Source organism: Streptomyces sp. NPDC002817 (genome assembly GCF_053592055.1).
On sequence record NZ_JBSFUY010000025.1, the window covers coordinates 1 to 12,621 of the forward strand.

The window sequence follows — 12,621 nt, forward strand, 5'->3', positions numbered from 1 at the left end:
CGGCCAAGTACAACCGGGCCAAGGTCAAGCCGCCGGAGGATCTGTTCTGCGGCCCGTACAACTGGTGCGAGCCGTCCAAGATCGGCGACGGCGCGACCAACGAGCCCGGCCAGAGCCCGTGCACCCGCGACGACTTCAAGTGCTGGTACCACCAGTCCGTGAGCTGGAAGACCGACTGCTCCTACTCCTGCGGCAACGAGTTCTTCCGCTTCACCTCGCCGGATTACGACGCCGAGCAGGCGGACGGCACCGCCTACCCGCCCAACTGCACCCGGTCCGGACTGCCCAGCGGTGCGCTGATCATCGATGACATCGGTGAGGGCACACCGTCGGTCAGGCCTGGCTGCGCCAACAGCGACTGGACGACCCAGGGCACCTTCTCCCTCGACTTCGGTGACGGAGAGGCAGGGCTCGCCCCGGACGGTCAGTCGATCATCACGACCTGGCCGGCCAAGGTGGACCTGCACCAACTCGGCGCCGGCTTCGGCGGTCACTTCTACTTCGGCCACGACCGCTCGCAGGGCGCCAAGGGCGAACGGCTGAAGATGACCGGCAGTTGGACGCTGAACCAGGCGGTCAACGGCCCCGCGAAGATCTGGGTGCACCTGCCCGACCACGGGGCGCAGGCCAAGTACGCTACGTACAAGATCCATACGGCCAAGGGCGTCAAGACCCGAGTCGTGAACCAGAACGGCAGCTCCAACCGCTGGGTCTCCATCGGTGCGTTCATGTTCGACGACAAGCCGAAGGTCACCCTGTCGTCCATCACGCAGGACGGCACCGGGGACAAGGACATCGCGTACGACGCCGTGGCGGTGCAGCCGATCAGCGGCCGGTTCGTGCAGCGGACCATGACCGCGGCGGCGATCTTCGACTCCAACCAGAACCTCAACTCCAACATGCCGGAGGCGGTCTTCACTCCGCTGCGCACCCAGAAGACCCTCTACGACTGGGCCATGGGCTTGGCGTACAAGGGACCGCTCTGGGACAACCCCAGCGGAGCGGACACCGTCGGCATCACCGGCGCCGCACGCTGCCCGACGGTCGTCCCGGTCGGCGAGTGCAGCGGGCAGCGGACCTACGACGAGGCCAAGAAGTGGTACGAGGACATCAAGGCGGGCGGCTGGACGCCGAACGCGGACGGCTCGGCGCCGTCCATGTCGGTACCGGTGTGGATGGCCATGTCCAACAAGCGCCCGGATCCGTCGCAGTCGGCGAGCGTGGCTCTGAAGGGCGAGGACAGCTACAAGATCAAGAGTGATGTCGAGGTCAGCTTCATCGTCGACGACTCCAGCGGGAAGATCATCTCGGGGAGTGAGTCGGCGGACTACCAGGTCCGGATCGGCAACGCCCACCTGCCGCACTTCGTGACCGACATCATCCAGGCCATCGAGTCGGACTACGGCATCAGCAAGCCCGAAATCGACTACACCACGTACGACGCACTCGAGTACGGCAAGGACATGCACGCTCAGCCGTACATCGACGGCAACACCCCGGGGCAGGTCTTCTTCCCGCACTTCCGGGGAGCGCGGCTGAACTCGGACAACACCTGCGTGGACTTCCGGGCCGTCGGCGGTGGTGTGCACGGTTACCGGCCGATGGTCGCGCACAAGTACATCAACGACAACGTCAAGGCGTGGGTGGACAAGGTGAAGGCCCACCCCGAGACCAATGTCATGGTCCGGAACTTCGCCGGTGAGATGTACTCGATGTTCTTCAAGAACAGCGGGGACAACAACATCTTCGGCAGCCAGATCGGCAATGCCCCGCCGATCTGGCAGGACATCGCGGCCGCGTTCTGCGCGGACGGCAGCGTCAAGCCGACGCACCAGCTGGAGAACCGTGACGCGGTTCCCTCGAACGGCATCGTCTGGCAGAGCTACATGCCCGATCTGTACCTCTATGTCGACGACCGGATGACCGACAATCTCGGCCGGCCGTCGAACCAGCGGATCAAGCTGGGAGACTGGGTGAACTTCTCCAACATTCCCGGCGTCAACAGCCTCAGCGGGAACGCCTACGGGAAGTGCAACGCGACCGATCGCGGCAGCGGCGGCAACCCCTGGGCCATCGACGCTCCCGTACCGATCGTCGGTGACGGACCCGGCGAACGTCCGGCGGGAGTCATCCACTGTGACGCCCCGACCACCGGGTTCCTCGACAACTACACACCGTAGGGCCTAGGACCGGATGTGCCCGGGACCGCTCTTCAGGCGGTCCCGGGCACACTGGTGGGAAGGAACAGAACATGGGTGCCGGCATCCTCCTCGTGCCGATGACCGTCTACGTCGTCCTCATGGCGCTCTTCTGCGTCAAGGTCGGGGACAAGACGTCCTGGAAGGTGGGCTGGGCGATGGCGGCTGCCTGCGTCTTTCTGCCGCTCGCTCTTGTCATCGCCATGGCCGTCGCCTGAGCGGAAGCGAAAGAGAAGGCGCCCGGCATCCGCCGGGCGCCCTTCGTCTTCTCAGCTGCGGTTCAACTCGAACCAGACCACCTTGCCGGTGCTCAGCCGGGTCGCTCCCCACCGGCGTGCCAGCTTGTTGACGAGGTACAGCCCCCGCCCGCCCTCGTCGGTGGCCCGGGCCTGCCGCAGCCGCGGCAACTGAGGCACGTCGTCGCCGACTTCGCAGCGCAGCACATCGGTCCGCAGCAACCGCAACGTCACCGGCCGCGAGGCGTACCGCACGGCGTTGGTCACGACCTCGCTGACCAGCAGCTCCACCGAGTCGGACATGTCCTCGAGTCCCCAGCGGGACAAGGCGCGTCGGGCCAGCCGCCGGGCACGCCCCGGTGCGGCGTCCTCCGGCTCCAGGAACCAGTACGCCACATCACTCGGCGCGATCCCCTCGAAGCGGGCGGCGAGCAGCGCGATGTCGTCGTCCCGGTCGCCCGGTCCGAGCATGTCGAGCACCTCGTCGCACAGCGCCTCCAGCGGCGGCGGATGGTCCGGCCCGGTCAACTGCGCGGTCGCGGCGAGCTTCTCGCGCAGTTGCTCTATGCCGCTCCACACGTCCCGGAGACGCGACTCGACCAGCCCGTCGGTGTACAGGAGCAGGGTCGCTCCGGCCGGGGCGTCCAGCTCCACGGCTTCGAAGTCGACGCCGCCGACTCCGATCGGCGCGCCCGGTGGCACCCGCAGCACCTCCGCCCGGCCGCCCAGGTGGAGCAGGACGGGCGGCGGATGGCCGGCGTTGGCGATGGTGATGCGATGCGAGACCGGGTCGTAGACGGCGTAGAGGCAGGTCGCCATGCGGTCCGTGCCGAGCCGCTGGGCCTGTTCGTCGAGGTGGTGCAGTACTTCCTGCGGCGGCAGATCGAGACCCGCGAGCGTCTGCGCCGTCGTCCGCAGCTGGCCCATGATCGCGGCCGACGTCATGGAGTGCCCCATGACGTCACCGACGACCAGCGCGACCCGGCTCCCCGGCAGGGGGATCGCGTCGTACCAGTCGCCGCCGACCCGCGCGGTCTCGGCGGCCGGCAGATAGCGCGAGGCCAGCCGGACCCCCGTCGGCCGCGGGAGCGTCTCCGGCAGCATGGTGCGCTGGAGTTCGTCGGCGATGTACGCCTCACGGCCGTAGAGCACGGCCTTGTCGATGCCGAGCGCGCTGTGCGTGGCGAGCTGTGCGGCGACCAGGAGGTCGTCCGGTTCGAAGGCGATACGGTCCGGGCGGCGCAGGAACAGTGCGGCGCCGATGACCCGGCGCCGGCCGCGCAGCGGGGCGAGGATGGCGCGCCGGCCGCCGGGGACGATCGACTCGCCGCCCTCGCCGAGGAGTTCCGGCAGCGCGGCGCGGGCCGCCGGAGAGTCCGTGAAGACGGGACGTACGCCCCGCAGCACCTCGGCCAGCGCGCCGCCGGTGCGCACCTCGCACAGCTCGGCGGTGACGGCCGACAGCTCGGTCAGCTCGGTCGGCTCCGGCTGGGGCGCGGGCACCGCGAAACCGCCCTCGGTGTCCCGCTCCTCCGGTATCCGGTCGGTGCGGCGCAGCCGCAGCACCAGCGGGCCGGTGGGCCGCTCGTCGCCGACCGGCAGCGGGTCGCGCAGATAGACCAGGATCGCGTCCGAGAAGGTCGGCACGGTCGCCCGGCACAGCCCCATCACGATCTCGTCGAGGTCGATGCCACGGGCGATCCGCCGGGTCGCGGCACCCACGAACCGCAGCCGGTCGCCGTCCCGCCGCATCGGCGTGGGCCGGCCGAGCGCCTGGCCCTGTCCGCTCCGCCGCTCAGGGCCGTCGGACGCCGCCTCCGACGGGGCGGGGACCGCCTCGGGCACCGGTCGCGGACGGTGGGTGTCCGGTTCGGCGGCCAGGGTGGGCTGGGAGTGCTCGGGGTCGCCGCCGGGCACCGGTGCCGTGATGTCGGACCCCGGGGGCGGTGTCTCGCCGGCCCGGGCCTGTGCCGGTAAGGCGCTGTGCGGGGGCGTGGAGGCACGCAGGAGCGCCCCGCGAGGGTCCGCGGGGTCGGCGCCCGGCTGGGGGCGCTCGAAGGAGGTGGGCTGCTCCGTCACGCGTGTCGAATCCGTCCGTCGGTGGCTGCGCGCCGCGCGCTCAGTTCGTCCCGCCGAAATGCCGATACCCGGTATACGTGTCCCAGGAACGGAATTCCCGCGTGGTCAGAGGATGTTCCTGTGCCACCGGCGGAGCGTCTTGCCTCCGTACCGGTGTTGCCCTCGTACCCCTCGCTCACGTCCTGCCGCCCCTCGGTGACGAATGGTCAAGCTGGATGCACGCTCCGGTAGTTGCCGCCGCGCGCTCTTGCGGAGGACGATCCTACGTTTGTTGCCCGGGGGCGCATCAAGGGTCTCATGAGGACATGTGCGCGGGCGTGCGGTCCCAGTCTTCCGGCAGCAACGGTACCGACCAGGACGGATCCGGGCGCCAGTGCTGCCAGCCGTCCGAGTACGGGGTGCCCCAGGAGCGGATCACCTCCACCGCCGAGCGCCCGGCCCGACGCACCTGTTCGGCCTGTGCCGCGTCCATCAGCCCGTCCCGCTGGGCCTGCGTGAACTCGTCCTCGTCGCGCCAGTGCCAACTGCGGTCCGGGTGCACCGAGATGTCCAGGAAGTGGTCCTCGGAGTCGACCCCGCCGTCCCAACGGGCCAGCGGCTCCTCCAGGTTCACGTACCAGTTCTTGAACAGCCAGCCCGACTCCCAGAACAGCCACACCGACCACGGCTCGCCCGGCCGCGCCAGCTTCAGCACACCGGTGCCGAACCAGCGGTCGCGCTGCACGGTCCGCGGCTTGGTGTAGCGGGTCTCCAGCGGCTCCGCGTGCACCGAGGTGCCGTCGGCGAGGACGGGCTTCACACACTCGGTGCCGGGGGCCATCCACACGGCCAGCAGCTCGTGGTCGTCCCGGACGACGGTGACAGGGCGTGCGATGTGAAAGCGCGCTGCGCCGTTCTCCCGGTACCGCCACAGGATCTGACTCCCGGGCTCCCAGAAGGACGTCGTTCTACCCGCTTCCGCCGCTCTCACCGCTCCACCGTCTGCCATGAACAGATATTAGGTGCCATGGCCATACGACGCTGCGGTGCGCGTCACGGTTCGCGTCCGGGGCGACAATGGTTACGGACGCGTCATACGCAGGACATCCAGCGCTTCGTCGAGCTGCTCGAGGGTGAGGTCGCCCCGCTCGATGTACACGCCCTCCACGACGACTTGACGAATGGTCTTCCGCTCCGCGAGCGCCTTCTTGGCGACCTTGGCGGCCTCCTCGTACCCGATGTACTTGTTCAGCGGCGTGACCACGGAGGGTGACGACTCGGCGTACTCCCGGGCGCGCTCGCGGTGCGCGACGATCCCGTCGACGGTCCGGTCGGCGAGGAGCCGGGAGACGTTGGCGAGCAGCCGGATCGACTCCAGTACGTTCTTGGCGATGACCGGCAGCATGACGTTGAGCTCGAAGTTGCCGGCGGCCCCGGCGGTGGCGACGGTGGCGTCGTTGCCGACGACCTGGGCCGCGACCATGAGCACGGCCTCGGGAATGACCGGGTTGACCTTGCCGGGCATGATCGAGGACCCGGGCTGAAGATCGGGAAGGGAGATCTCGGCGAGCCCGGTGCGCGGCCCCGAGGCCATCCACCGCAGATCGTTGGCGATCTTGGTCAGCCCGACCGCGATGGTCCGCAGCTGCCCGCTCGTCTCCACGATCCCGTCGCGGGCCCCCTGCGCCTCGAAGTGGTCGCGCGCCTCGGTCAGCGGCAGCCCGGTGACGCGGGCCACCTCCTCGATGACGGCGGCGGAGAAGCCCGGCGGGGTGTTGATGCCGGTGCCGACGGCGGTACCGCCCAGTGGGAGCTCGGCGAGCCGGGGGAGGGAGGCGTGGAGCCGCTCGACGCCGTACCGCACCTGGGCCGCGTACCCGCCGAACTCCTGCCCCAGCGTCACGGGCGTGGCGTCCATGAGATGGGTCCGCCCGGACTTCACGACATCGGCGAACTCCTCGGCCTTGTTCTCCAGGGATGCGGCGAGGTGCTCAAGCGCCGGAACGAGATCACGGGTGACGGCGGCGGTGGCAGCGATGTGGATGGAGGAGGGGAAGACGTCGTTGGACGACTGGGAGGCGTTGACGTGATCGTTGGGATGCACCTCCCGCCCCAGCCGCTCACTGGCCAGGGTGGCGATGACCTCGTTGGTGTTCATGTTCGACGAGGTCCCGGACCCGGTCTGGAACACATCGACCGGGAAGTGCTCGTCCCACCGTCCCTCGGCGACCTCACCGGCCGCGTCCTGCACGGCCTCGGCGATGTCCTTGTCGAGCACCCCCAGCTCGGCGTTGACCTTCGCGGCGGCACCCTTGATCCGTGCGAGCGCCTCGATGTGCGCGCGCTCGATCCGCTGCCCGGAGACAGGGAAGTTCTCCACGGCCCGCTGCGTCTGGGCCCGCCACTTGGCCTCGGCAGGGACACGTACTTCGCCCATGGAGTCGTGCTCGATGCGGTAGTCGCTCATGCCCTGTACAGCGATCGGCGTGGCGTGGATGTTCCGACGCCGGGCCGCAGAGTGGTCTCGAGGCCTCCAGTCGCCGCGGTGACAGCGGTCGCTATTGGCGTAATTGCGTCAATCTTCGAGATTTGCGACGTTCGGACGCGCACTTAGGATTCAGTGGATGCTGGCGCTTAACGGATCCGGCAACAATTTCATCTTCCCGTGACCAGTCGCCACAGAAATCCCAAGATGGAGGACGCGTGCGGAAAAGGGCTGTTCTTTCTGGTTTTGTTGTGGCGATGGCGACCGTGGGGGCCACGCTGGTTTCCGCGCCGACGGCGAGCGCCGCCGGGTACGGCTGCTCCGGTTCGCTGATCAGTACGTATGCGGTGAAGGACAACGGAGGGGTGACCAGAGGGAATGTCTACCTCTACTACAACTCCTCCAACGGAACCAACTGTATGGCGACCGTCAAGAATTCAGCCGGAAACTATGGAACGGCGAGCCTGACGAATGCGACCCTTGACCGCTGCAGACTGGGGACTTCAGGTTCGAACTGCTACTCGGAAAAGAAGGTGACCGACGAGGGGTTGTATTCGTACTACGCCGGCCCGGTCTCGTTGTCTGCCGATGGCCACTGCATAGCTATATCTGGGCAGATTCTCGGACCATGGGGAACTGCCATCGTCACTCGCGAAGGTGTCCACTGCGGGTAGCCGTGCTGCGGGGGCGAGACGCACGCCCCCGCCGCTCCGGAGGCGCTAGGCCAGCCCAGGCCCCCGGACCGGGATCGACGTGAACGTCGGTGCCGGGGCCGGGTCCTGGAAGAAGTCGTTGCCCTTGTCGTCCACCACGATGAACGCCGGGAAGTCCTCGACCTCGATCTTCCAGACCGCCTCCATGCCGAGCTCCTCGTACTCGACGACCTCGACCTTCTTGATGCAGTCCTGGGCGAGACGGGCGGCGGGGCCGCCGATCGAGCCGAGGTAGAAGCCGCCGTGCGCGTCGCACGCCTTGGTGACCTGGGCGGACCGGTTGCCCTTCGCCAGCATCACCTTGGAACCGCCCGCCGCCTGGAACTGCTCGACGTAGGAGTCCATACGGCCGGCCGTCGTCGGACCGAAGGAGCCGGACGCGTAGCCCTCGGGGGTCTTCGCGGGACCGGCGTAGTACACCGGGTGGTCCTTGAGGTACTGCGGCATCTCCTCGCCCGCGTCGAGGCGTTCCTTGATCTTGGCGTGCGCGATGTCACGGGCCACGACCAGGGGACCGGAGAGCGACAGCCGGGTCTTCACCGGGTACTTCGTCAGCTCGGCGAGGATCGTGTCCATCGGCTGGTTGAGGTCGATCTTCACGACGTCGGAGGCCTCGTCGAGGTGCTCGTCCGTCGTCTCCGGCAGGAACCGCGCCGGGTCCGTCTCGAGCTGCTCCAGGAACACACCCTCGGCGGTGATCTTCGCGACGGCCTGCCGGTCCGCGGAGCAGGACACGGCGATCGCGACAGGGCAGGACGCGCCGTGCCGCGGAAGGCGCACCACGCGCACGTCGTGGCAGAAGTACTTGCCACCGAACTGCGCGCCGATGCCGATCTTCTGCGTCAGCTCGAAGACCTTCTCCTCCAGCTCCTTGTCCCGGAAGCCGTGGCCCAGCTCCGAGCCCTCGGCCGGGATCTCGTCGAGGTAGTGCGCGGAGGCGTACTTCGCGGTCTTCAGCGCGTACTCGGCCGACGTACCGCCGACCACGATCGCCAGGTGGTACGGCGGGCAGGCGGCCGTACCGAGCGAACGGATCTTCTCCTCCAGGAACTTCATCATGGAGGCCTCGTTCAGGACGGCCTTCGTCTCCTGGTAGAGGAAGGACTTGTTGGCCGAGCCACCGCCCTTGGCCATGAAGAGGAACTTGTAGGCGCCGCCGTCGGTCGCGTACAGCTCGATCTGCGCGGGGAGGTTGGAGCCGGTGTTCTTCTCGTCCCACATGGTCAGCGGGGCCATCTGCGAGTAGCGCAGGTTGAGGTTCAGGTACGCGTCGTAGATGCCCTTCGACAGCGCCGACTCGTCACCGCCCTCGGTGAGGACGTTCTGCCCGCGCTTGCCCATGACGATCGCCGTACCGGTGTCCTGGCACATCGGAAGGACGCCCGCCGCCGCGATGTTCGCGTTCTTCAGCAGGTCGAGGGCGACGAACTTGTCGTTGCCCGACGCCTCGGGGTCGTCGATGATGCGCCGCAGCTGCGCCAGGTGCGCGGGGCGCAGGTAGTGCTGGATGTCGTGGATGGCCTCTTCGGCGAGCTTGCGCAGCGCCTCCGGCTCGACCTTGAGGAACGTGCGCCCGTCGGCCTCGAAGGTGGAGACACCCTCGGAGGTCACCAGCCGGTAGGGGGTGGTGTCCTCTCCCATGGGGAGCAGATCGGTGTACGCGAACTCAGGCATCTCAGCCCATTCCTCACTCGACAGACGGCGACCCGCCTCCATTGGCGAGCCTCCCTAGCGTAGAACCTGCCCAGGGCCCGAAGCTTGTGAGGTAAGGCTCAGTTGGTTGTCCACAGGCCTAGTCGCGATCTATCGCGTTTGGGTACGCTGCTGCCGTGGACCTTGAGAAGCAGACTTCGCCCGCTGCCACCGCCGACCTGCGCGCCTCCGACCTGCGTGCTTCCGACGCCGACCGCGACCGCATCGCCGACATCCTGCGCGAGGCCCTCGCCGAGGGCCGTCTCACCGCGGACGAGCACGCCGAGCGGGTCGAGGGCGCGCTGGCCGCCAAGACGGTCGGCGAACTGGACGCCTTCATCCAGGATCTGCCCGCCGCCCACCAGCGGCGCGCGACGCCGGCCGCCGCCCCCAATCGCCCCACCGTCGGCGCCATCCCGATCGAGCCCGACGAGAACGTGGTGGCGGTGTTCAGCAGTGCCGTCCGCAAGGGCCGCTGGCGCGCCGGCCGCCGTATCCATGCGTACGCGATCTTCGGCAGCGTCGAGATAGACCTCAGCGAGGCCCTGTTCGAGTACCAGCAGGTCGTGATCAAGGCGGTCTCGGTGTTCGGCAACGTCGAGGTCCGGGTCCCGGAGAACGTGTCGCTGCGCGGTACCGGCGGCGGAGTCCTGGGCAACTTCGAGGTGCACACACTGGATTCGGACGACCCCGAGGCACCCGTGGTCTACGTCGACGGGTGGGCCGTGCTCGGCAACATCGAGGGCAGGCCCCGGCGGGGCAAGCTCGTCGCGGACATTCTCGATCGGGTGCAGCACAAGGTCGACAAGAGTTTGCGCAAGCATCTGGATCGTTGACGGTTGTGAATCGGGCCGCGTGCGAAACGATCGGTTCCACTCACACCCCAGCACGGGACCACCCGGAATCCAGCGGTTCGGAACTCAGTGCATAGGCACGCGCACAGCGGGTAGGCCTTGCTGCATCGTCGCTCGCTCGCGAAGCCGTCGTCAGGAGTAGACCGTGCTGCAACCGCCGCATTCGTCCCTGCAGGTAGCTGCCGTTCCGGCTCAGCGGGTGCCAGTGCGAGACAGGGACCAAGACGCGCCTTGGCACACCGAGGCGGTGTGCCGGCGCGACGAGGCCGGCCTGTTCTTCGCCCCCTCGAAGGAACCCACCGCCGCCCGGCTCTCCCGTGAGGAGGCCGCGAAGCGGGTCTGCGCCCGCTGCCCGGTCATGGTCGAGTGCCGCGAACACGCACTCCTGCAACCCGAGCCCTACGGGGTCTGGGGCGGCCTCACCGCGGCAGAACGCCGCGTGGTCCTGGCCCGCCGCAGGCGCCGCGACATGGAACTGAAGAAGGCGGCAGGAGCCTCCCGCATAGCGCAGGCGGGCTGACAGCCGCAGAACATGCAAAAGGGGCGCCCCCACCGCACCGGGGGCGCCCTTCACTTTTCAACCAGGGGTAGCTGGATGCCCTGGGGGTGCGGGGAGCTGCGCGACAAGCCACAACGCACCCGCAGCCGCCAACGCACCACGCCCCCCGAGCTATTTGGCGCGATCGAAGTCAATCGCGCTGTAAGCCCGCAGCTTGCTCAAACGGTGCTCGGAATCAATCCTCCGCACCGTCCCCGACTTCGACCGCATCACGATCGAGTCGGTCGTCGCGGTCTCCGACCGGTACCGCACACCTCGCAGCAACTCACCGTCGGTGATGCCGGTCGCGACGAAGAACACGTTCTCGCCCGACACCAGGTCGTCGGTGGTCAGCACCCGGTCCAGATCGTGCCCCGCGTCGATCGCCCGCTGCCGCTCCTCCGCGTCCTTGGGCCACAGCTTGCCCTGGATGGTGCCGCCGAGACACTTCACGGCGCAGGCGGAGATGATCCCCTCCGGTGTACCGCCGATGCCCAGCAGCATGTCGACGCCGGTGCCTTCGCGCAGCGCGTAGATGGAGCCCGCCACGTCACCGTCGGAGATCAGCTTGATGCGCGCACCCGCCTCCCGGATCTCCTTGATGATCCCCTCGTGCCGGGGCCGGTCGAGGATGACGACGGTCACGTCCTCGGGGGTGGACCGCTTCGCCTTCGCGACCCGCCGGATGTTCACGGAGACGGGCGCGTTGATGTCGACGAAGTCCGCGGCATCGGGGCCGGTGACCAGCTTGTCCATGTAGAACACGGCGGACGGGTCGAACATCGACCCGCGGTCCGCGGCCGCCAGTACGGAGATCGCGTTCGGCATGCCCTTGGCGGTCAGGGTGGTGCCGTCGATCGGGTCGACGGCGATGTCGCACTCGGGCCCGGTCCCGTCGCCGACGCGCTCCCCGTTGAAGAGCATCGGGGCCTCGTCCTTCTCGCCCTCGCCGATGACGACCACGCCGTTCATCGACACGGTGGAGACGAGGGTTCGCATGGCGCGCACCGCGACACCGTCGGCGCCGTTCTTGTCGCCGCGTCCGACCCAGCGGCCCGCGGCCATGGCCGCGGCTTCGGTCACCCGGACGAGTTCCAGGGCGAGGTTGCGGTCGGGGGCCTCGGAGGGTACTTCGAGCTCGGAGGGCAGATGATGATGCTCGGTCATCGGAGCGCACCTTTCTGATACGACGACGGCCGGATGAGGGTGATGGCGTCGACTCTATCGTTAGGCAGACAAAATGAGCAGGGGACCCCACGGATGAGCGGACCAGGGCACCTGCGACGATAGGTCCGTGGCAGGTTCGAGCGGCAAGCAGAAGACGGTCCGGGACATGGTTCTCTCCCTGGGCCTGATCAGTCTCGTGGCGGGGGTCATCTACCTCTTCATCCCGCACGACGACTCTCCGCAGGAGGTCAAGCGGGTCGACTACCGCGTCGAGCTGCTCACGGCCCGGCGCGCCGCGCCCTACCCCGTGCTGGCGCCGACGGGTCTGCCCGACACCTGGAAGGCCACCTCCGTCCGGTACGACGGCGCGGACTCCGACGCCTGGCACCTGGGTTTCCACACCCCCGGTGACGAGTACGTCCAGATCGAGCAGTCGACCCAGGAGTCGGCCGCCGAGTTCATCGACAAGGCCAGCCAGGGCGGCGAGAAGACGGACACCACCGAGGAGATCGGCGGCCGGACCTGGACGCGCTACACCGGCGGCCGCTACGACGCCCTCGTCCACCAGGCCGACGGCGCGACGACCGTGGTGGCGGGCACGGGGTCGCACGCCCAGCTGACGCAGATGGTGAAGGCGCTCAAGTCGGAGTGAGTGCCCCGACGCGCGAGGCGTCCGGAAC

General features: G+C 68.4%; 11 protein-coding genes. 6 read left to right on the top strand and 5 right to left on the bottom strand.

What is annotated here, in order from left to right:
* Both ACWD3I_RS34600 and ACWD3I_RS34605 read left to right on the top strand, forming a co-directional pair.
* Positions 1-2,180: golvesin C-terminal-like domain-containing protein (locus ACWD3I_RS34600; protein WP_451084267.1), on the top strand; the 2,180-nt coding region annotated here is incomplete at its 5' end.
* 71 nt (positions 2,181-2,251) lie between these two features.
* The gene (locus ACWD3I_RS34605) at positions 2,252-2,416 is read left to right on the top strand and encodes a hypothetical protein (protein ID WP_365411749.1); all 165 of its coding nucleotides are present in this window, start codon (positions 2,252-2,254) and stop codon (positions 2,414-2,416) included.
* 51 nt (positions 2,417-2,467) lie between these two features.
* On the opposite strand, the gene ACWD3I_RS34610 is transcribed toward ACWD3I_RS34605, so the two are convergent.
* From ACWD3I_RS34610 to ACWD3I_RS34620, 3 genes are all read right to left on the bottom strand, one after another.
* A complete protein-coding gene (locus ACWD3I_RS34610; RefSeq protein ID WP_365411746.1) occupies positions 2,468-4,513 on the bottom strand; it encodes a SpoIIE family protein phosphatase in 2,046 nt (681 codons plus the stop codon).
* Between the two features lie 295 nt (positions 4,514-4,808).
* Positions 4,809-5,501, bottom strand: a complete 693-nt coding sequence (gene fomD, locus ACWD3I_RS34615; protein WP_365411743.1) for a cytidylyl-2-hydroxypropylphosphonate hydrolase — start codon at positions 5,499-5,501, stop codon at positions 4,809-4,811.
* Between the two features lie 72 nt (positions 5,502-5,573).
* Entirely contained in the window at positions 5,574-6,959 is a 1,386-nt protein-coding gene (locus tag ACWD3I_RS34620) for a class II fumarate hydratase (protein WP_365411740.1), read from the bottom strand.
* A gap of 236 nt (positions 6,960-7,195) precedes the next feature.
* Between ACWD3I_RS34620 and ACWD3I_RS34625 the strand changes: the two genes are divergently transcribed.
* A complete protein-coding gene (locus tag ACWD3I_RS34625) occupies positions 7,196-7,651 on the top strand; it encodes a hypothetical protein (RefSeq protein WP_365411737.1) in 456 nt (151 codons plus the stop codon).
* Positions 7,652-7,696: 45 nt separating this feature from the next.
* Here ACWD3I_RS34625 and ACWD3I_RS34630 read toward each other — a convergent pair whose 3' ends face one another.
* Positions 7,697-9,364 (bottom strand): fumarate hydratase, encoded by a 1,668-nt coding sequence (locus ACWD3I_RS34630; protein WP_365411735.1) that lies wholly within the window; start codon positions 9,362-9,364, stop codon positions 7,697-7,699.
* A gap of 155 nt (positions 9,365-9,519) precedes the next feature.
* Here ACWD3I_RS34630 and ACWD3I_RS34635 point away from each other — a divergent pair, with 155 nt between their 5' ends.
* Entirely contained in the window at positions 9,520-10,218 is a 699-nt protein-coding gene (locus tag ACWD3I_RS34635; RefSeq protein ID WP_365411732.1) for a DUF1707 SHOCT-like domain-containing protein, read from the top strand.
* 163 nt (positions 10,219-10,381) lie between these two features.
* Positions 10,382-10,756, top strand: a complete 375-nt coding sequence (locus ACWD3I_RS34640) for a WhiB family transcriptional regulator (protein ID WP_095046695.1) — start codon at positions 10,382-10,384, stop codon at positions 10,754-10,756.
* Positions 10,757-10,906: 150 nt separating this feature from the next.
* On the opposite strand, the gene glpX is transcribed toward ACWD3I_RS34640, so the two are convergent.
* Positions 10,907-11,941 (bottom strand): class II fructose-bisphosphatase, encoded by a 1,035-nt coding sequence (gene glpX, locus ACWD3I_RS34645; RefSeq protein ID WP_365411728.1) that lies wholly within the window; start codon positions 11,939-11,941, stop codon positions 10,907-10,909.
* A 127-nt stretch (positions 11,942-12,068) separates the two neighbouring features.
* Between glpX and ACWD3I_RS34650 the strand changes: the two genes are divergently transcribed.
* Positions 12,069-12,593: a DUF4245 domain-containing protein gene (locus ACWD3I_RS34650; protein WP_365411725.1), complete on the top strand. Its 525-nt coding sequence runs from the start codon at positions 12,069-12,071 to the stop codon at positions 12,591-12,593.
* Positions 12,594-12,621 lie beyond the last annotated feature (28 nt).

Coding starts and splice junctions, on each gene's coding strand:
- fomD (WP_365411743.1), bottom strand. CDS start 5,501: ATGGCAGACGGTGGAGCGGTGAGAGCGGCGGAAGCGGGTAGAACGACG.
- glpX (WP_365411728.1), bottom strand. CDS start 11,941: ATGACCGAGCATCATCATCTGCCCTCCGAGCTCGAAGTACCCTCCGAG.
- ACWD3I_RS34605 (WP_365411749.1), top strand. CDS start 2,252: ATGGGTGCCGGCATCCTCCTCGTGCCGATGACCGTCTACGTCGTCCTC.
- ACWD3I_RS34630 (WP_365411735.1), bottom strand. CDS start 9,364: ATGCCTGAGTTCGCGTACACCGATCTGCTCCCCATGGGAGAGGACACC.
- ACWD3I_RS34620 (WP_365411740.1), bottom strand. CDS start 6,959: ATGAGCGACTACCGCATCGAGCACGACTCCATGGGCGAAGTACGTGTC.